Consider the following 19,642-nt stretch of genomic DNA (forward strand, 5'->3'; position numbering starts at 1 on the left):
TAGCGATTAATCTGTAATAATAAAAAAGAGCACTTATTAGTTCATAAACGCTTTTATTTTCAGCAGATATAAATTGAACACTACACCATACGATTATTTACCTTAACGCATCATTTATATACATGCTGCATATTGGCAAGTAGCGTAGCAATCTACATGGGATAAACATAGGCCTGTTTGGTGTACTTGGGTGTATTAAACGTAGTTATGGGGCTGCAGTCAGCAATCTGCCTGCAAATTAGGAACGGACTTTTAAAGAGCCGAATATATGACACAATTCTCATTTTTAAGAGTATTTTGTACGTTTTTTATTATAACTTCCTTTGTTGTCGTTGCAGCAATTCCCCTGCTCCATAACCAACTATATCACGCTTTATTCAAGCTTAATTTAGATAAAAACCGAGAACAGGCAGAAAGATTAGCAACGCTTGTATCTATTGAACTGGAACGAGGCGAAGACTCAGCTAAGGTGCTTAGTGATGTCCAGAATATGCTAGAAAACACACTACAAAGCAGTGAGCATTTTGCTTGTATCATCGAGCACGAGAATAAAGTGATCGCGCACCCTAAGCCTTCAAATATCAACAAAGATACAACTGGTTGGACAATGAATAATGGCGTAGAGGTTAAAACTTTTACACAATCAGCTGGTGAAGGTGTTCCATTTGGCGGAATTCAAACCAGAAATGATGGCTCTCAAGATATTAACTATCAGATTCCAATAAGTACCAAACCTTGGGCTGTTTCGGTACATACCAAGTTAGATATTGTGGATCAACAAGCAACAAAAATACTGCTGCAAATCGGTCTAATTGTGCTTCCTAGTTTGCTATTCATCACCGTGATTAGTGCCTTGCTCGTAACTCGCCAAAAGTTTAAAAAGAGTGTAAGCATATGAATGCTTTGGAAAAGAAGATAGCCTTTAGCTTTGGGGCAATTACTTTGGTGTTTCTGTCAATGACCGTATTCTCGTTGCTCCAAATCAACCAGCTTACTGAATCATCTCGTCACATCCAGCATGTTTTAGACCCATCTATTAAAGCTAATTTAAAAGTCGTTCAAGCGCTTAATACTTCAATCATTAGTATACAAAGATGGATATTAACCAAAGAGCAAAAATACACACTTCAATGGCAGATCACCTGGTCCGTTATCAATAAGAACTATGCGCAATTAAAGAACCATTCAAAGCGCTGGGAACGAGAAGAACATCTAGACCTCTTAAATGAAATTGCATTAGATCTTATACAGCTCAAGCACTTACAGCAGACTATAGTAACAAAAACACATACGCAATCTGCCGATGCAACCATTCAAATGCTAAGACAGGATTTAGCTCCTCTCGAGCAACAAGTTGTTGAAAAGTTTAGGCAAATTTCAGAGCCTCAGCACTGGGAGATGCAACGTACGTTTTTGAAAGAAGAGGAACAAGAACGCACTTTAAAGGACACAACCATGATGTTTCTTCTACTTAGCCTATTGGGAGGTGTATCTTTATCAATTCTATTGGCTCGAGCCGTTTTTACTCCTCTTAACCAAACGATTCAGTTGGCTGACACAATAGCTCGCGGTAACTATGACCTCGATAGAACTTTTTCAAGTGGCGATGCGAAGCTAGATACTGCTCTGCGCACAATGACTAATCAACTTTACGAAAAAGAGCGAAATAACCTTGAATATCAAGCAAAATTAGAACTATTTAACAAACAGCTAGTTGCTTCAAATGATGAACTTTCTCAATTCTCTTATAGAACGTCTCACGACCTAAAAGCACCTTTGATTACAATCAGAGGTCTGGCGACGGCGATATGTGAGGACATTGATGATGGTGATTATCAAGACGTGAGAAAAAATGCCAGCAATATCGCTGGACATGTGAAGAAGTTAGAGAATTTAGTCACTGACATTCTTAATCTAGCAAAAGCTGAATTAGAGTTGAGTAATAAAGAAAAGATCAATATTTCTGAACTACTCGGTGAAATTGAGGCTCGTTTACAGGCTGTTTATATCGGCAATGATGTTGAAATTCAAGCAGAGGTAGATTGCTCCGTCGAGCTTACGGCACCTAAAGCCCGTATTTTGCAAGTATTAGAAAACTTGATTTCAAATGCCATAAAGTATTCAGACAAAGACAAACCCAACCGCTATGTCAGAATTACAACCATGAAAAAGCCGCATAAAACGATACTCACTATCGAAGACAATGGCATTGGTATACCCAATGAATATGCGGACAAAGTGTTTGGCATGTTCCAACGATTCCATCCCAATATCGCATATGGAAGCGGTTTAGGTATGTATATTATCAAAAAACACATTGAGAAAATGGATGGTGTAATTCAATTTAGCAGCTCGGCAAGTGGGACAAAATTTATTATTGAGCTACCAACCTGAATCTAGAGGCCACATGCAAAAATTTTCAATTATGATTATAGATGATTGTGAAGATGACCGTTACTTACTTAAAAGAGTCATCAAAAAGCTTGATATTTCAACGCAGATATTTGAAGCAGACAATGGGGAAACTGCGCTGAACTTTCTTGAGGATTATGAAGAAAACTACAAAAGGTTTGCAGACGATTTTCCGCCATTGCTCATCTTTTTAGATATCAATATGCCTCGTGTTAACGGCTTTGAGTTCTTAGCCGCATTTCATAAACTAAGAGAAGCCAACAAAAATTATACCTCGTCTATATTTATCATGTTCACATCCTCAGCCATGGAAGAAGATAAACGAAAAACAGAGGCTTATGATTTTGTAAAAGGATTTCTAAATAAAGGTGACTTGTCAAAAGAGTGTATTCAAGAATCTATCGAGTCATGCATGGGTTAATAATGCTACCGTACGAAAGCACCGACGGCAAACACTGAGAATTCGGTTCTTTTGCGCAAGGTAAATTAAGCACAAAGTGTTAATGACAGTGGGCGAAGTGAATTCATTTACTTTGCCCAAGGTGAAACGAGTTATTTTAACAATCGCTAAGACTGCCGCCTCTAAAACCCAACTTGCATTAATAAAATGGATTGCGGGGCAAGCCCACAATGACGACAGTTAAAGCTGTAACGTTCCTTAAACTGTATCCCACCTATATGAAAGGCCCTCTCCCTAGACCTAAGACCGTTGCCCTATACAAAAGACTATCCTCCCGAACTACAGGCCAACCCCATGAACCAAAGGTCATCCTCCTAAATCAAAGTTCGTCATCCTGAACTTGTTTCAGGAACCATGTTTGAATAACTATAGAAACTTAATCGGCTTACACTTTTTAAACAGAGCTGTTATTAGCCTGCATCAACTTAACTTCGGCACGAGTAGGCGCATCACCTGAGCTAAATGATTGAAGCGTAACCTCATCGCCGAAAACATCTTGTAGCAATACCAGATATTGTGCAGCAGTGCGCTCAGGCGATACTGTGAATATCTCTTTAAGCTCGGCCCTTTCAATACCCCTTGCATCTGCCTGCGCCAACAAGTGCTGGCCCACATCTATATAGCCATTTTCGCCACGGCTCGCGACTACTTGGCCCCCCACACTGAAAATCTCGGTTTGAGGAGATTGATCAAACAGAACTTTGCTTCGATGGTATTCTTCTTGCCGTAACTGTTGATCAAACTCTGACTGGTTTAAGCTATCTACTTGTTTTCTAATAAACTCGCTGTAAGAATAGCCATGTATCTGTTCAAACAGTTGTGCATTTGAAGGCCCCTCACCTGCCTCAAAAAATTGCACCTTGGCACCATCTGGATACATTTCTTTCACTAGCTCCTTCACTTTTTCAGCATCAAACCCCGCTTTGCGGAAAATTTCTTCCGCTTTACTATCTGTGTAATACACACCGCCTTCTTGAGTCTGATAAGATACAACATTACCTTCGACATATATGATGGCATTCATTTCCTTTTTCTGGCCATTTGACTTTAAATAGTTTTCAGTCTCCTGCACCGACATGAAAGACTCCTTAATATCTGCTAGCCAGCTCACCTCATCTTTCGACAGCTTTACAATATCCTTCTTTTCAAGCAGATAAATAAGATTGGTTTTACCCCTGACATCGATACCTTTGGCTGAGCCAGCACTTGATTCTTCTACATTAAACTCTCGTTGAGTTGTATGGGCCTTATTCGCAGCATTTGAATGATAGCTATACTGCGTGCTGCTGGTATTTGAAACCTGCATTGTCATCTCCTTTTGATGTGTGAATTGTTAAACAAATTACCGACTTAAGTGTTGTCATAATGTCAAAGTAAAATCATGATTCGCGAACCTACTTGCCCCTTCATTTGTTCTTAGAAAATCCTAACAGCAGACGGCAACCTATCTACTATCAGTAATTTACAGCAATAAACACACCAATTTTATATGCGCAATTTGTTTGTCGATACAAACCCCTTAAGGTAGAACGAGGGACAGCGACGACGTAACGATTTCCCTTTCAGTGCCTATAAGCCGATATCGTCTAAGATATTGCTTCACTTGGCCGAAAAATTAATGAACTCAATCATTTGTAATCTCTTTGAATAGTCATCCATAACCTCAACCCATCAAAATAGTTTCCCTTCAATTTGCATATTGTATGGTAGGATTATCACTCAACGCCTTTTTGGAGCCCCAAGTGACAATAGAAAGCTATATTGCCCTCTTCTTTGCCATGTTCATTGTTGGCATTATTCCCGGCCCTGCCGTTATCGCAATAACAACAGCCTCAATGACTGGAGGATTCCGTCGTGGTGCAGCGATAACGGTAGGACTCATTTTCGCTGACTATGTATTTATTTTATTGGCAGTTTCTGGTTTAGCGTATGTCGCAGAGTCTATGGGGAGCGCTTTTGCGATTATAAAATATCTCTGCGCGGGCTATTTAATTTGGATGGGCGTCAACTTATTTTTCTCAAAACCTTCGCTGGCAGAGCAAACCGTACCTAACAGTAAGCACCATATGGACATATTAACTGGCTTTTTGCTTACAATGAGCAATCCAAAAGCCATTATTTTTTATGTTGCACTGTTTCCAGCATTTGTCGATTTTAAAACCATCTCCACAGCAGATATTTTAGGCATTTTTGCCTGCGCGACCTTAGCATTTGGCTCTGTTAACTTAGGTTATTCGTATGTCTCAGCCAAAGCCAAAAAGCTGGTCTCAAACTCAAAACGTTTGAACATATTTAACAAATTAGCAGGTAGTTTACTGTCCGCCTCAGGCGTGGCGATTGCCACCAGAACATAAACAAGTTAGTAAAGGTCGCCAACATGGAACTGTTGCTAGGCATAATCGCATTCACGACGTCACTGATAGCTGCAATCATTGGCTTTGGTGGCGGAATGCTCCTTATCGCAGTTCTTCCCATGTTTTTAAGTCCCGCTATAATCATCCCTATCCATGGTATTACACAGATTGCCAGCAACACATCAAGAGCGCTGTTTTCGATTTCTTATGTGAAGTGGTCACTATTGCCTGCATTCTTAATTGGGTCAGTCATTGGGACTTTGCTATTTGGTTTGGTTCTATACAACTTACCTACGACTTATATCCCTGCGGCAATTGGCCTCTACTTGTTGCTCAACATTTGGTACAAGCCATTTGCAAACTACGTTAGCCAATTCGAAAACTATTATGTCATAGGCGTGCTGCAAACCGGCTTAGGTTTGTTGGTAGGTGCTACTGGGCCTCTGTCCCTTTCTGTACTTACTAAACAGCTCAAATGTAAAGATGAAATCATCGCCACCAGTGCAGTCTTTATGACTCTCAGCCATTTGGCAAAAGTGCCTATTTTTGCAATGCTTTCGTCAACACTTTTACAAAGTGGCTCACTCATCTTATACATGGTTATTGGATCTATCGCGGGGTCATACTGTGGCAGCAAATTGCGACTCTCTAGTAATAACGCAAAGCTCATTTGGATTATCAAGCTCACGCTGACGGCACTTGCGATAAAAATGTTGGCTTCACTATTCATATCACAGTCTTAACCGTTTTGTAATGGCAGATAAAGCTGATTGAGCGCCTATTTAATTATAATACAAATGTAGCGGCTAAATGTGTCCACACTCAATCCATAATCTTACGATACTCTTAAGGTGTTTTAGACAAGATAGAGAAATAACATGCGCTTGATCCCATTTGCCCTCGCTGGTTTGGTTACTTTGACCGGGTGCCAATTTAGCGATAACGACACCCCGGAAGTCACCGTTGTAACACCCGCTCCAGAAATTAAAAGTAATTTAGAAATAACTGATATTTCAACTGGTCCTTTGGATACTTTGGAGCCAAATGACACTGTGAAAACATACTACACAGTCGATGTGACGGGTTTTAATAACGTCGATGTCGAAGTTCATTTTTATCTAATGCACTCAGATGAACTCGATGTCCAAAACGACCAAGAAGCAGCCATTGAAGATATTCAGCAAATTGCAGTTATCGAATTAACGGGGCTTGCGCAAGGTGCTTCTGAACATGAGATTGAACTAACCCTGCCCAATTCATTGGAAGGTGGCAACTATCACATCTTGGCGCAAATTGATCCCCATGATCTGCATGTCGAAGACATTGAAGAAGACAACCACCCTTCTGTCGATCATGACCCTCACTTAGAAGGTAACTTCCCACACGCAGACATTGTGGTAAGAGAACAAGCTGGCCACGACTACAAACTTCTAGGTGCAGAATTCGGTCAAGCAGCATTGATCCTAGATACACCAAACTCCGACAATGGCGCTAGTGAACATCACACCGATTTAGTCGGTTACTTCGAGGCTGACTATGAGGGCACAAATTTAGGCCTATCGCATATAAAAGCAGAAGTAATGATCGCTGGTAACTGGGTTAGCACACACTTTTGGGACGCGACAGCTGGCAAATATACAGACACACTTGCTCATGAATTTACTGCTGAACTACACAACGAGCACATCGGTTTTGATATCGCTCTAGAAGCTGAACTGTTAAAAAGCTTGCATGATAACTATAATGCAGACGTCGATAACACACTTGAAATGCGCTTTACATTAATTGATGCGGCACAAGATGCAGAGACCAATACTGACAACAACCAAATTCTGACATCAATACCGCTATACTTCTTCGAACAAGAAGATACAACAGATGAACCAGCAAGTCGCTTGGCAAGACAAGACTTTACTGAACAAGCGGTTGCACCTGCTGCCGTAGGCCTTGCCAATATCAATTTCCAAAGCGAATTTGATAAATCATACGGAGACAAATCAAAATTTAGTGTTGGTGTAGACTTACAGGGTCAATTATTCATCGTACCAACGGGCGATCCGGGTGGCCGTATTACCGGTGAAGGTACGGTGGAAGCCTATTTTTTCAGAGCTAAAAACACTCTTTTTAGTATTTCGTATAACGGCAGTGCATACATCAGTGGCCAAAATACGGGTTATGAGTCTGAGATGATCATTTTTAACAATGTGGTTTTTGAAGATGAAAAATTCACAGCCAAGTACGAGAAGTCTTGGGAAAAGAAATGGGAAGAAGACAAAACACTTGCCCAAGCGACATTTACCGTCGGCCCTATCCCTATCAAGGTTGAAGCTGGCGTCACTGGTAATTTAGGGTTTGAGCTTACAGTCGGCTACAATGCTGAGCTATACGCAGAAGGTGACTTATTCCACGTAGATTTCGGTGCATTTGGTCGTGGTGGCGTTAACTTACTGGTCGCTTCTGCAGGCGTACAAGCAATTTTGACTTTAATCGATAATACTTTTGCCATGGAATCAAATGCTGGTTTTGCGTTACTTACAAACGATAGCAGCAACCCACATATCTACTACGGCATTGAGCTGAAAAATGACCTAGATGTGATCTCAGGAAAGTTCGGTTTATACGCAGAAACGTATGGCGTCAAATGGTGTAAAAAATGGGGAATTCCATACCCGTGTGGTAAGAAGACATCGCGTTATGATCTGTGGTTATATCAAACCAAAAGTGTGTTTGATAAATCTTGGACAATTTACTCCAAAGAAGGTGAAATTAACCTATGATCACGCTTAGTAAAGCGACATTAGCCAGTGCACTTTGTGCACTGGCTGTTTCAGGTACTGCAAATGCGGATTGTTCTGCACAGTATCAGTTTGCAATCGATACACGAACGACCTTTAATTACGATCAGGTGAGCCAACAAGGTCAGCAAACCAAATTAAAGCTCAGTGGCTTACTGTCAATTAAGGCTGTTCAACATAACGATGAGCTTGGTTGGTGGGCTATTAAAGCCGACAATGTGACTGCCGGGCAAGGCCAATTTACTTCTGAATTAGCCAGTTATACTCTACCTTTTGCTTTTAGACTTGCACCGAATGGGCTTATCAGGGACTTCTGGTTTCCTACGCAGCTAAATCAACAAAATCAAGAACAGCTGAAGGGACTTGCATACTACTTCCAGTTCCAGCGAGTCAAAAATGAATTACACCAGCAAGAGCAAGATACACTGGGTAAGTATACGGTATCTTATCAGTTTAAAGATTCGAGTATTCACCTAAACAAACACGCTTATCTGTTGCGCGATACCGCGCAAACCGCACTACAAACGGTTAAAGTTGCATCTTCTGGCCATACAGTTGTTCCTAATGCATGCTTTTTCGAATCACGTAAAGGCCAAGAGACACTGCTGTTTTCTGGCCAAGCGCAGAGTTTAAACTTAAAAACCAAGCAGCAATACCATATAGAATCCACAGCAACTGTATTTCCTTCAACCCTATTTACGCTTCCAGAACATTTAGACAACTGGCCAATTGCAAATAAAACACTGAGCCCAGAAGCGCTAAAACAACTTAAAATCTCGCTCCACAACTTGGTTAAAAAACCCGATTTAACCGACACGTCAGCCTATGATTTGGCAAAACAGTTAGTACAATTTGATGCAGTAATAAGTTCTTTAGAAGGTGTATTTTTACAACAAGCGTTCTCTGATGAAGCGCAAATGCGTCTGTTTAATGCATTAGGCCAACTTGATAGTGCCAATAGCCAACTGTTACTGGGTAATTTACTTATCAAGGCAGACAAAAATCCACTGATGCAATTTCGTGCCCTGCGAGCACTATCTCAAGGCCAACAGCCACTGAGCCCTCAACTAAGCGCATTGCTAGTGGCACAAATAGAAAATGGCTTTAGCAGTTTAGACTCTGAAGTAACCAGCAGTTTCTACATGACGATAGGCGCTATGTTGCATAGCCGTGAGCCCAACTTGCAATCATCTCAATTGCATGACGCACTATCAGAGCAGTTGTCACTGGTCAGCGAGAACACGACTAAATCTGCACTGATAACGGCCCTAGGCAATAGTCGCGACGAACAACATTTTGAACAAATTGACAGCTACCTTGACTACCACAATAACAGTGTTCAAAAGGCGTCTATACGCGCACTTGGCATGATGCAAACACAGCGCGCATATAATAGCTTAGAGAAGCAGCTGTCTAAACCGGTTCGTCAGAACCATGTCGCATTGCTCAAAGCCTTGTCTCACTATCAACTGCAACCCGCTGCCAGTGACGCCGTTTTAGCCATCGCCGTCAACAACCCCACCGCAGAAAACCGATTCGCAGCAATCCAAGCACTCGCCAATCAACAGCATCAAGATGGTATAAAAGCAACATTGAAATCGGCTTTAAAACAAGAAACGTCGAAACGAAACTTTAAAGCCATCGTTGAACTACTGCACGCGACCAAGCAACAAACCCCTTAATATTTTTGTATTGGCTTCGTCTAACTTTGTGTTAGTCGAAGCCGTACAGTGTGCTGTTAGCTGTTGCGGATCATTTAGATTCTGTTAGTAGAGGGCTACTATGGCACTTCGTTCGATCATCCCCATTATTCGCAGCTTTGATGAGCATGTTGCACACGCTTTTTACCTTGAATTTTTGGGGTTCAAGTTAGATTGGAAACACCAGTTTGAAACTGATTTACCCGTATACATGCAAATTTCTAAAGACAACTGCATATTGCATATTTCCGAGCACTACGGCGACGCGTCACCAGGAACAAGCATTCGAATTGAATGCGACGACCTTAAGTCCTACCACACACAATTAACCGCCAAACAATTCAAACATGCAAGACCAGGGATTAGCGAGCAGCCCTGGGGGATAGAAATGGCTATTTCAGATCCATTTGGAAATAAACTTATATTTTTCCAGTCGAACTAAAGCTGATAAGACAGCGATGATACAAATCTTAGCTATATAATAACTTTGACTAGTCCTTCATTTGCTCTATCGCAACAATCTCAGAGCGGTTCATGGTCAGTTTGTAGCGCTCCAGTTGTATGTCTTCGCCCGATTTAAAACGCATTACAAGATTTATTTGATATCTGCGCTCTACTGAGTTTTTAGAAACTTTGTGGCCCTCTAGACTGTATAACTTCCCAGCTCCTTTTTTAAGGTAGCGCGCGAAAGAACTCATATTAAACGTTATACGTTGCTGTACCTCTTCATATCCAGGTAGAAACTCATCTATTTGCACCGAATTCTTACAGCTAAAGTGTAACAAATTGGCTTCTTGTCGATTTTGTCGGCCTCGTTTTTTGAGAAGTATATCAACGTCTTCTGGAATATCTTTTTTCTTAATGTGCTCTAGCCAAATCGTTTGAGTGCAAATTGTTTCATCATTGACTGAGTTTTTGAATTTGTTGCGCCATTTAGGCCGGCCTTTTTGCACCTTACGCCACGCCCACTGTGTTAAATCATCTTTAAACGTTTCTCTTAGACCATAGATCACACCGAGAAGCGCAATTAACGCCACGGTAATTTCCTCAAAGTTTGAGCGGGCATTGAGCACCAAATACATCACAAACGCCATAATAACCGCAGTCACAGCCCCTCGAGCAAGACGCTTTAGATTTGCCCCCAGATTAACCGTTTCTTTGTTGAAAACCACACCATACTCTATCAATCTTTCAAGTAAGCGCATTTTATTGGTAATGCGATTGGGATCCTCTAGTGTAACCTGAGAGTTATAACTGTGTTTTTCACGATAGCGGTTTTCTTGTTTACAAAAATCAATGACGTCACTGCGCTCTTTGCTGTAATCACTTGATTTAGGACCTCTGGCAAGTAACTTTAAAAAGGCTTGCTCAGTATGCCAACTTAAATAATTATCAGCATTTTGAAAGTAAGATTTAAGCCGATTGTCCGGTGGTGTATAACGGCGCAACTTCACTAAAAGCTTTGATGTTTGCTCTACAAGCTCAATCGCGGCTGGGTAAAACTCTTCTGCTTGCTTAAGTTTAAGGGTTTGCTTTACGTCTGCATCCAGTGCAATCCTGATCTGATAACAAAATAAGTTTAAGTTGACACGATAATCACTTTTTTGCCCTTTGCTTTGACTGATAAAACGACTTCGAACCAATGGCAAGTGCAATTGTTCAGAGTAATAGGCGCTATGGCATTTTATATTTGCATTGAAGTAGTCTACTTCATTGAGTGTATTAGCATTGATCCCCATATCAACCGGGATGGAAAAGTATAGGTCAAGTTGATTTGTCTCTTTTGGTAGGAGCTGATAATTGATTTTAAATGATAGGCTTTCGTCTTGGCTTAGTTTTGCGGTGCTCACTCGAATAATTTACCTCCTATTTCTGACACCTCACAAGTATAACACAAATCCTTTGCTAACATCGGCTTAAGCTATTAAAAGTAAAGTGAACAAGACGAAAATTCACTATGCTTCATTTACCTAAAAAAGGATAATATGGGTTTTTAGCAGGAGTTTGCATTATGGCAAATATACAATCGGAAAGTGTTGAGCGCTTTATTAGTCGTGTAACAGAACAAGGAGAATCGGTAGAGTTTGAACAGACCATTTCACTTATAGACACTCATTTTGAATTCACACCAACTAGTTTTACAAACGGTGAGCAAGAGAATGAAGCAGGTACCAACCTTGGCTCTTGTAAAATTTTAGCATTCGCCAAATTACATGGTTTATCAGAGCAAGCCACATTGCATTGCTTTGGACGTTATTACCGACAAGACGTGCTAGAGAACCCGACTGGTGACGATCATGGCAATATTCGTAACTTTATGAAGTTTGGTTGGAAGGAAGTTTCTTTTTCTGAATTTCCATTATCTAAAAAAATTAATATCCAATAAAAACAAAGTGGTATGGTAGTAACGACCAACGACGTTTACTGCCATTTTTTGAAACCAGTTGAGTGCGCTTTATCTACTAAATTGGATTTAATGCAATTTAGGTAACGGCTTCTAAATAGATTAAATTTGCCATCGCCTCTTCATTTGAACTCCCACACGTTTCCCTATCCGCTTTAAAATCACTACAAACTTTAGGGCGCTCAGGTAGCCCAAAAATAGAGCACAAGTTGTTGTCATTTAAGTATTCACAGCGGATATTAGCAGCCTTCCCCAACGAGCTGATACTCGGGGCTATACAGCATGCCCCACAACCTAATCTACAGTCCATTTTGAGCCAACCATCAAAAAGCCTCCATTATACGCGGCGAATAATACGATGTATGTATCTCAACTCAAAAAATGTACAAATTTTTGCAATTGTAACTGCAGTATTTATGTCGCAATGCTTTGTTACATATTGAGCACAGATCAAAACACCTTGAAATAACTATTGACGTATTATTCAAACTAACCGATGCGTTCACGGTAAGTACCAGCGTATCTCAATTGTCAATTCAGGAAGGAATTAACATCGTGGCTAGTAAAAAACAAATTATATTACCCGGCGTGGTACTACTTGGCGGCATAGCAAGCGCAATTGCGTTTTCGTCAATGAAAACACCCCCCGCAGAAAAACCCAAAAAAGTCATTCACCCGCTGGTTGAAGTAACACCTATTAATGTTGCCCCCATAGAAATGTCTGTAAACTCCTATGGTATTGTAAAACCAAAATACAGCACCCAATTAGTTGCTCAGGTCAGTGGTCAAATTATTGAGCTTTCCGAGCAATTTGTTAAAGGTGGATTTGTCAAAAAAGGGGAAGTGCTAGCACGTATTGACCCAAATGACTACGAAGCCGCGCTTATTGATGCCGAAGCGACCCTCGCTCAAGCAAGCTCAGCATTAGAAATAGAACAAGCACAGGCGCATGTTGCAAAAACCGAGTGGGAACGTATAAAAAGTAACGCAAACTCCACGATCCCTTCTGAACTATATCTTAGAAAGCCACAATTGGCCGAGAAACTTGCACGATTCAAAGCAGCTCAAGCAAGTGTAAAACGAGCTAAAAGAAATTTAGAGCGCACTTATGTTAAAGCACCTTATGATGCGATTATCGAAAACCGAGCATTAAGCTTAGGGAGTGTTGTCAATTTAGGCAGCTCAGTAGGCGTATTAAATGCAATTTCAGTGGCTGAGATCCGCTTGCCCGTAGCTGACAACGAGTTGCAACATCTCAACCAAAACGGTCTAAATGCAGATGTAACGCTGACCGCTAAAGTAGCGGGTCAAGACGTGAGTTGGCAAGGTAAAATTGTCCGTAGTGAAGGTGTTATTGATAACCGAAGCCGCATGACTTACCTAGTAGCTCAAGTAGAACGTCCTTACGACAATGCACAAGCGCCGCTGCGATTTGGCGCATATTTAAACGCCCAAATCAAAGGGAAATTACTTACCAATGCGGTAGAGATCCCTCATCATTTAGTACGCGATGGGCAAGTCGCCATTCTTAATCAAGACCGTACTTTATCATTTAAGAAACTCAACGTTGTTAGAGAGTACGATGGCCTCATTGTAGCAAACCAAGGACTTGAGACTGGTCAACAACTGATCACTTCCTCGCTTGAATTCCCTACCGAGGGCATGCAGCTGAGCCTTGATGATAGCCAAGTTGCATCACCATCTACTGCCCTTGCGTTAAAAGAGGAGTAATGGCCAATGGATACTCAAGAAAAAGGCTTAATAGCCTGGTTTGCACGCAACCCTGTTGCGGCAAACTTGCTGATGATTTTTATCCTTGTCGGTGGGTTACTAACTGCATTTACAATTCAAAAACAACTTTTTCCACAGGGCAAAAACTACTGGCTAAGTATTCAAGCAGTCTACCCAGGGGCTGCCCCACAAGAGGTAGAAGAAGGTATTACCATCAAAGTTGAAGAGTCGATGGAAGGCCTTGAAGGAATAAAACGACTGATAACCTACTCAAATAGAGGCTTCTCTCAAACTTGGATTGAAGTAGACCACCAGTACGAACCAAAAGAAGTACTAGATGAAGTCAAAATGCAAGTTGACGCAATCTCAACGTTTCCTGCTGGTATGGAACGCCCTGTTATTCGCAATGAGAAAAATGAACAAGAAGTAATGTTACTCACTTTGAATGGTGACATGAGCTTTCAAGAGCTAAAACGCCTTGGTAACAATTTGCATGATGAAATGCTGGCTTTACCCGGCGTCAACTTGATCTCATTTAACAGTGGCCTTGATTATGAGATAGGCATAGAAGTAAGCCCTGATAAATTGCGTGAATATGGGCTAACCTTTAGAAATATTGCGGATGCCGTACGTAATTACTCAGCAAATATGTCCGCAGGTCAGATCCGTTCGGATAATGGTTATATTTCAATGCGAGTGGAAAACCAGGCCTATCGCGGTCACGATTTCGAGCAGCTGCCGCTAATAACATTAGAAGATGGCGCACAAATTCGATTAGGTGACGTCGCTACAATATCTGATGGCTTTGAAGAAGGCCTGATGTACTCACTGTACAATGGCAAAAACTCGCTTATTTATGAAGTGCGTGCGTCGAAAGATCAAGACATCACCAACATTGCTGGGATCATTAAAAACTACTTAAAAGAAAAGCAAGGCCAATTACCCCAAGGCGTTAAATTAGAACCATTTTTAGACTTTACCTACTACCTAGAAGGTCGCCTTAACATGATGATTGAAAACATGATCATCGGTGGCGCACTGGTTATGCTAATGCTGGCACTATTTTTAAGAATTCGCTTGGCATTTTGGGTCATGATGGGGTTACCTGTTTCTTTCTTAGGTGCATTTTTACTCATGCCAGCCGGGTCCGTTGATATTACAATTAACCTTGCTTCTTTATTTGCCTTTATTCTCGTACTGGGTATTGTGGTAGATGACGCTATCGTTGTTGGTGAATCCGCGCATGCTGAAATAGAAAAACATGGCCATAGCTTAGATAATGTAGTGCGTGGCGTTAAACGAGTTGCAGTGCCAGCAACTTTTGGTGTACTGACCACCATAGCTGCATTTTTCCCACAAACCCTCTCTACTGGGCCTGAAGCCGCTTTCTCAAAAGCCATTGGCGGTGTCATCATTCTTTGCTTAATCTTCTCACTGATTGAGTCAAAACTAATTTTACCCGCTCACCTTGCAGCAATGAAAGACAAGCCGAGTAACCCGAACAACCCATTCCACCGCTTGCGCGAAGCATTAGACAACGGTTTAAAACACTTTATCGAAAACATCTACAGACCTTGTATTGAAAAGTGTATTCATTACCGCTATACCGTGATTGTTGGTTTTGTGTGTATTTTGATTGTCAGTGCAGGCCTGTTTATGGGTGGCTTTATCAAATTTGTCGCTAACCCGAAAATTCCTCATGATTTTCCAAGCATTCGAGTGGAGATGAACCTGTCATCTTCTGAGACTGCAACACTTGAAACAATCAATAAGATTGAAACCATGTTGAATCAGGTTGAACAGCAAATTGAAGAAGAATACGACCAAGTAATGGTTAAAAACTTCGCTGTAAACATGAATGGTAGAACCAATGCGACGATTCGCGCGGTATTAGTTGAACCCCATTTGCGACCCATAGATACATTTGAATTAAGTGCCATGTGGCGTGAAAACATGCCCCCTTTACCGGGCGTCAAAAACTTAAACATTCAAGACAGTATTTCTGACGGTGGTCGTGATGACGGTGACATTAGCTTCCGCTTAGAAGGCAAGAACAAAGACACCTTGAAAGAAGTTGCACAAAAGCTAAAAGACAAGCTCAGAACAATCGAAGGAGTCGGTGACGTAAATGATTCAATGCAGTCTGCAACCGATGAAATTCAGCTTGAATTAAAACCACTTGCTTACAGCATGGGTTTAACACTTGCCGATGTAGCTTCTCAGGTTAACTTTAGCTACTACGGTATCGAAGCACAGCGCATACTCAGAAATGGTGAAGAGATCAAAGTGATGGTCCGCTACCCTGAAGCACAGCGTGATGCCATTAGCGACATTCAAGATGTACGCATCATTTCGCCTGCCGGTGCTGAGATCCCACTGATTGAAGTTGCTGACATTAAACGCGTTGAAGGCGTAAGCAGTATTCGCCGTGAAAACTCTAAACGCACGGTCAGTGTGTGGGCGTCAATCGATACCGATAAAGCTGAGCCATTTAAAATTGCGGAGCAAATTAACGAAGAATACTTACCTAGCCTGCTTGAAAGTTACCCGGGTGTAACAGGTAATATTGCAGGTCGAATTCAAGAAGAAATGGACAGTGTTGCAGAGCAATTTAGAGACTTTGCCATCTCAATGATGATTATCTTTGCACTGCTTGCAATTCCACTTCGTTCATATTCACAACCTCTATTGATTATGTCTGTAATTCCATTTGGTGTAGTTGGCGCTGTATTTGGTCACATGGTACTTGGTATGACAATGAGTGGGCTCTCAATGTTCGGCATCATTGCAGTTGCTGGTGTTGTCGTAAATGATTCACTGGTAATGGTCGACTTTGTCAACAAAGCGCGTGAACAAGGTATGAGTATCAAAGAGGCCGTAGTTGAAGCTGGGTGCCGTCGCTTCAGAGCTATCCTATTAACATCACTAACAACCTTTATCGGTCTAGTGCCTATTATCATGGAGACTAGCTTACAGGCGCAAATTGTTATTCCAATGGCGGTATCACTGGCATTTGGTGTGTTGTTTGCCACTGTCATTACCTTATTGTTAATTCCTTGCCAATACGTGATGCTAGAGGACATTAAACGACTTGTGCGCAGAGTTTTGGGTAAGGCTAAAACAGAGCAACCACAAGTACAATCTAATGTAAATTAACCCCCTTCCCTTCCTGAACGAGCCCGGCCGAAAGGCCGGCTCTTACACTTAATTACAATCTCTAAACACTTCTCAACCCGACTATTCAGTTTTCATTCAATTCGCGAATTCTATCTTGCACATGGTTAATATTTAGAGAGTATTACCTAAAACAAAAACAGCATATATTAAGGATTAAAAATGCGTAAATTACTTATAGCTCCATTGATCGGTATCCTCAGTGCATGCGGCGGTGGCGGAGGTGGAGGTTCAAACAATAGTGAGCCATCCCGCCCTAACACCAATGTAAATCAAGCACCTACAATTGCTTTAGCCGGAGAAAGCATCGCGCTTTCAAAAGAGTCAATCACCTTAACAACTCAATTTAGAGATCCGGAACAAGATACCTTAACTGTCAACTGGAAAAGTTCTCTTTCCGACGTAACATTCCAACAAAACTCTCTGGCTGAAACCGTTATTTCATTTCCTACGGTGACCGAAAAGCAATCTGTGGTGATCACTTGTGAGGTATCAGATGGCGTGAACCCGACTGTCACAAGGAATTTCAACGTGACGCTATACCCTGAGACTATCGGTGCCCAAATTGAAATGCTTGACGAATATCAGTTCAAAGGAGAGAGCGAAGTCAGTATCAATGTACCTTTTAAGACAACTTCAGAAATTGAAGAGGTATCTTGGAGTATAGAAAACTTTGAACCAGATCATCAGGAAGTGATCAATAGCCTAACGTCTGATCATGGAGACTCGACTTTGAAGCTTCAACTTCCTTCGGTAAGCGAAGTATTAGAGTTTTATTTAACGATCACTATCAAAACCAAAGAAGGTGTACACAATCAGACTGCACGCGTTAAGGTCTCTCCAGCGGATGGTCCTTCTTTAACGGTTTCACTGCCACAAAACTTATCCGTATATTCAAAAGGTCAGTTAAGTATTGTGCCTACCATTTCGAATTCTGACGAGATAACCTCTTACCAGTGGCTATGGGAACCAAACCCTCAACCAACAGATCCAACTGCCACCAAAAAGATTTATCAGTTCATTGCGCCAAATGTTGAGCAAGACACCGACTTTACCGTGTCATTAAACGTCACAATGAAAGGAGATGTAAAGCAATCAGCCACGACACAGGTAAAAGTTAAGTCAATACCCGCTCACAACACATTGACACTGACCAGCTCACATGAGATTGCAACAGCTGGCCAGACAGTGATCATAAAAAGTGATTTAGAAGACACCACGGATGTAAAGTCTATAGCTTGGGATATTAATAATGGCTTTGATAAAGCCATGTATGCTCAAGAGCATAACCAACTTACCATAGAGATCCCACCAACGAATGACGTCAAAAAGTATCATACTGTTTCTTACACCGTTGAGTATAATTCAGGCGTTGTGCAAGAATCGCAAATACCGCTCGTTTATCTGAGTAAATCAGCCGCTGAAAACGATATTAAGCTTGCCGATAGATATCAAGAGTTTTCAATTTACCCACAAAGAGAAGTCACGGCCAACTACACACTAACAAGCAGCGTGCCTTTAGACGATGTCCGCGTTGTCTCGTCATGGGACACATATACCTACGATAAGCTTGAGGCAAAGCTGGCTGGTGATAATTTAGCCATAACAGTGCTTAAAAACGCCCCTCAATTGTCGGGAACACGATTTTTCAAAGTACTAACTAAAGCGGGAGCTGCTGAAAAGGAGTTTTCTATAACTGCGCAGGCTTACGACTCTTTGTTACGTGCCTACTCAGGTGTAGATGAAGTATTCATTGCTGGAAGAAGTATTTCTGTCTTTGGGCAATTGCTCCATGCTGACAATAAGAATGATTACATTGCCAATTGGGCTTCAGATACTCTGCGTTTTGAATTTGTAAATGCTCAATCCCCCATAAATACAGCAACAATGCGAGATATCTTCCGACCTGAATCAGAAAGAGTAAAAGTCATACTATCCAGCCAGGATGAAAATAATACCGAAACAAAAAGCGAGTTAGCTGTCGAGTTTGTTGAGAATTTAACTTTAAATGGCGAAGTCTATGACTGCAAAGTAAAAGACAGGGTATTACAACAATGCACGAGTGAAAATGGACAGGTACATTTTTCAACTCCACCAGAGCAACTGAAGCAAGTGGTAACTCGAGGCAGCTACGTTTGCTTGTTAGGCTATGATGGAACAGTTCAATGTGATGGCTTCAAAGATAACCCAGCTCTCGAAGTACCTAACCTTGAACCTGTCGCGAGACTCAATGCCGTCGATACAGAAACTGTATGTGCGCAGTTTGCAAATACAAGCTGGCAGTGCTGGGGCAACAAGGCCACAAAAATTGAAGACTTAATCAAGCAATCAGGCCAAGTGCACCAAGTTTTGAGTGTCAATGATCAAACCTGCCTCGTCAGCGATGGCCAAATACATTGTTATCAAGGAGAAGAGAAAGTATTCGAAAGCGCAGGTAAATTCGTATCTACATTGCTCATGAAGGATGAAAAGATATGCTACAAAACCAAACGCGCATATTCCGCTAACTGTCCACTCGACTAATAACCTACTCTGCTCACCTTTGTGAATTCAAAGGTGAGCACTATTTAAAAGCTTAATTACAATCAATCATAAAGATAATATATTTATAC

At 41.3% G+C, this 19,642-nt stretch carries 15 protein-coding genes; 12 read left to right on the plus strand and 3 right to left on the minus strand.

What is annotated here, in order from left to right:
- Window positions 1-268 precede the first annotated feature (268 nt).
- Genes QNM18_RS03225 through QNM18_RS03235 form a run of 3 tightly spaced genes read left to right on the plus strand, consistent with a single transcriptional unit; the run spans window position 269 to window position 2,833 of the window.
- Complete coding sequence (locus QNM18_RS03225) at window positions 269-898, plus strand: hypothetical protein (protein ID WP_211009214.1); 630 nt, start codon at window positions 269-271, stop codon at window positions 896-898.
- Window positions 895-2,394, plus strand: a complete 1,500-nt coding sequence (locus QNM18_RS03230) for a sensor histidine kinase (RefSeq protein ID WP_284136319.1) — start codon at window positions 895-897, stop codon at window positions 2,392-2,394. The genes QNM18_RS03225 and QNM18_RS03230 overlap by 4 nt, the downstream gene beginning before the upstream one ends.
- Before the next feature lie 13 nt (window positions 2,395-2,407).
- Window positions 2,408-2,833, plus strand: coding sequence for a response regulator (locus QNM18_RS03235; RefSeq protein ID WP_284136320.1), 426 nt, complete (start codon window positions 2,408-2,410; stop codon window positions 2,831-2,833).
- A 433-nt stretch (window positions 2,834-3,266) separates the two neighbouring features.
- Here QNM18_RS03235 and QNM18_RS03240 read toward each other — a convergent pair whose 3' ends face one another.
- Window positions 3,267-4,178, minus strand: coding sequence for a hypothetical protein (locus QNM18_RS03240; RefSeq protein WP_284136321.1), 912 nt, complete (start codon window positions 4,176-4,178; stop codon window positions 3,267-3,269).
- A 436-nt stretch (window positions 4,179-4,614) separates the two neighbouring features.
- On the opposite strand from QNM18_RS03240, the gene QNM18_RS03245 reads away from it, so the two are divergent.
- From QNM18_RS03245 to QNM18_RS03265, 5 genes are all read left to right on the plus strand, one after another.
- Window positions 4,615-5,226 (plus strand): LysE family translocator, encoded by a 612-nt coding sequence (locus QNM18_RS03245; protein WP_211009209.1) that lies wholly within the window; start codon window positions 4,615-4,617, stop codon window positions 5,224-5,226.
- A gap of 23 nt (window positions 5,227-5,249) precedes the next feature.
- Window positions 5,250-5,969 carry a sulfite exporter TauE/SafE family protein gene (locus tag QNM18_RS03250; RefSeq protein WP_284136322.1) on the plus strand — a complete coding sequence of 240 codons (720 nt, stop codon included), beginning with the start codon at window positions 5,250-5,252 and terminating at the stop codon, window positions 5,967-5,969.
- 135 nt (window positions 5,970-6,104) lie between these two features.
- Window positions 6,105-8,003: a hypothetical protein gene (locus QNM18_RS03255; protein WP_284136323.1), complete on the plus strand. Its 1,899-nt coding sequence runs from the start codon at window positions 6,105-6,107 to the stop codon at window positions 8,001-8,003.
- On the plus strand, window positions 8,000-9,703 hold the full coding sequence (locus QNM18_RS03260) for a HEAT repeat domain-containing protein (RefSeq protein ID WP_284136324.1): 1,704 nt from the start codon (window positions 8,000-8,002) through the stop codon (window positions 9,701-9,703). Before QNM18_RS03255 ends, QNM18_RS03260 begins: the two co-directional genes overlap by 4 nt.
- A 100-nt stretch (window positions 9,704-9,803) precedes the next feature.
- The gene (locus QNM18_RS03265; RefSeq protein WP_284136325.1) at window positions 9,804-10,163 is read left to right on the plus strand and encodes a glyoxalase superfamily protein; all 360 of its coding nucleotides are present in this window, start codon (window positions 9,804-9,806) and stop codon (window positions 10,161-10,163) included.
- Between the two features lie 49 nt (window positions 10,164-10,212).
- Here the strand turns inward: QNM18_RS03265 and QNM18_RS03270 are convergent, their stop codons facing one another.
- On the minus strand, window positions 10,213-11,571 hold the full coding sequence (locus QNM18_RS03270) for a hypothetical protein (protein ID WP_284136326.1): 1,359 nt from the start codon (window positions 11,569-11,571) through the stop codon (window positions 10,213-10,215).
- Between the two features lie 161 nt (window positions 11,572-11,732).
- Here QNM18_RS03270 and QNM18_RS03275 point away from each other — a divergent pair, with 161 nt between their 5' ends.
- A complete protein-coding gene (locus QNM18_RS03275; RefSeq protein ID WP_284136327.1) occupies window positions 11,733-12,107 on the plus strand; it encodes a HopJ type III effector protein in 375 nt (124 codons plus the stop codon).
- Window positions 12,108-12,204: 97 nt separating this feature from the next.
- On the opposite strand, the gene QNM18_RS03280 is transcribed toward QNM18_RS03275, so the two are convergent.
- Window positions 12,205-12,435, minus strand: coding sequence for a YkgJ family cysteine cluster protein (locus tag QNM18_RS03280; RefSeq protein WP_247687225.1), 231 nt, complete (start codon window positions 12,433-12,435; stop codon window positions 12,205-12,207).
- Window positions 12,436-12,680: 245 nt separating this feature from the next.
- On the opposite strand from QNM18_RS03280, the gene QNM18_RS03285 reads away from it, so the two are divergent.
- From QNM18_RS03285 to QNM18_RS03295, 3 genes are all read left to right on the plus strand, one after another.
- The gene (locus tag QNM18_RS03285) at window positions 12,681-13,856 is read left to right on the plus strand and encodes an efflux RND transporter periplasmic adaptor subunit (protein WP_211009202.1); all 1,176 of its coding nucleotides are present in this window, start codon (window positions 12,681-12,683) and stop codon (window positions 13,854-13,856) included.
- Between the two features lie 6 nt (window positions 13,857-13,862).
- Window positions 13,863-17,012, plus strand: a complete 3,150-nt coding sequence (locus QNM18_RS03290) for an efflux RND transporter permease subunit (protein ID WP_211009201.1) — start codon at window positions 13,863-13,865, stop codon at window positions 17,010-17,012.
- 180 nt (window positions 17,013-17,192) lie between these two features.
- Window positions 17,193-19,553 carry a hypothetical protein gene (locus QNM18_RS03295; RefSeq protein WP_284136328.1) on the plus strand — a complete coding sequence of 787 codons (2,361 nt, stop codon included), beginning with the start codon at window positions 17,193-17,195 and terminating at the stop codon, window positions 19,551-19,553.
- Window positions 19,554-19,642: the final 89 nt, after the last annotated feature.

Origin of the sequence: Pseudoalteromonas obscura (genome assembly GCF_030135505.1) — a bacterium.
GTDB classification, from domain to species: Bacteria; Pseudomonadota; Gammaproteobacteria; order Enterobacterales; family Alteromonadaceae; genus Pseudoalteromonas; species Pseudoalteromonas obscura.

Excerpts from the sequence above, each read along its gene's own strand:
- QNM18_RS03225 (WP_211009214.1), top strand. The coding sequence starts at position 269 with ATGACACAATTCTCATTTTTAAGAGTATTTTGTACGTTTTTTATTATA.
- QNM18_RS03230 (WP_284136319.1), top strand. The coding sequence starts at position 895 with ATGAATGCTTTGGAAAAGAAGATAGCCTTTAGCTTTGGGGCAATTACT.
- QNM18_RS03235 (WP_284136320.1), top strand. The coding sequence starts at position 2,408 with ATGCAAAAATTTTCAATTATGATTATAGATGATTGTGAAGATGACCGT.
- QNM18_RS03240 (WP_284136321.1), bottom strand. The coding sequence starts at position 4,178 with ATGCAGGTTTCAAATACCAGCAGCACGCAGTATAGCTATCATTCAAAT.
- QNM18_RS03250 (WP_284136322.1), top strand. The coding sequence starts at position 5,250 with ATGGAACTGTTGCTAGGCATAATCGCATTCACGACGTCACTGATAGCT.
- QNM18_RS03255 (WP_284136323.1), top strand. The coding sequence starts at position 6,105 with ATGCGCTTGATCCCATTTGCCCTCGCTGGTTTGGTTACTTTGACCGGG.
- QNM18_RS03260 (WP_284136324.1), top strand. The coding sequence starts at position 8,000 with ATGATCACGCTTAGTAAAGCGACATTAGCCAGTGCACTTTGTGCACTG.
- QNM18_RS03265 (WP_284136325.1), top strand. The coding sequence starts at position 9,804 with ATGGCACTTCGTTCGATCATCCCCATTATTCGCAGCTTTGATGAGCAT.
- QNM18_RS03275 (WP_284136327.1), top strand. The coding sequence starts at position 11,733 with ATGGCAAATATACAATCGGAAAGTGTTGAGCGCTTTATTAGTCGTGTA.
- QNM18_RS03280 (WP_247687225.1), bottom strand. The coding sequence starts at position 12,435 with ATGGACTGTAGATTAGGTTGTGGGGCATGCTGTATAGCCCCGAGTATC.
- QNM18_RS03290 (WP_211009201.1), top strand. The coding sequence starts at position 13,863 with ATGGATACTCAAGAAAAAGGCTTAATAGCCTGGTTTGCACGCAACCCT.
- QNM18_RS03295 (WP_284136328.1), top strand. The coding sequence starts at position 17,193 with ATGCGTAAATTACTTATAGCTCCATTGATCGGTATCCTCAGTGCATGC.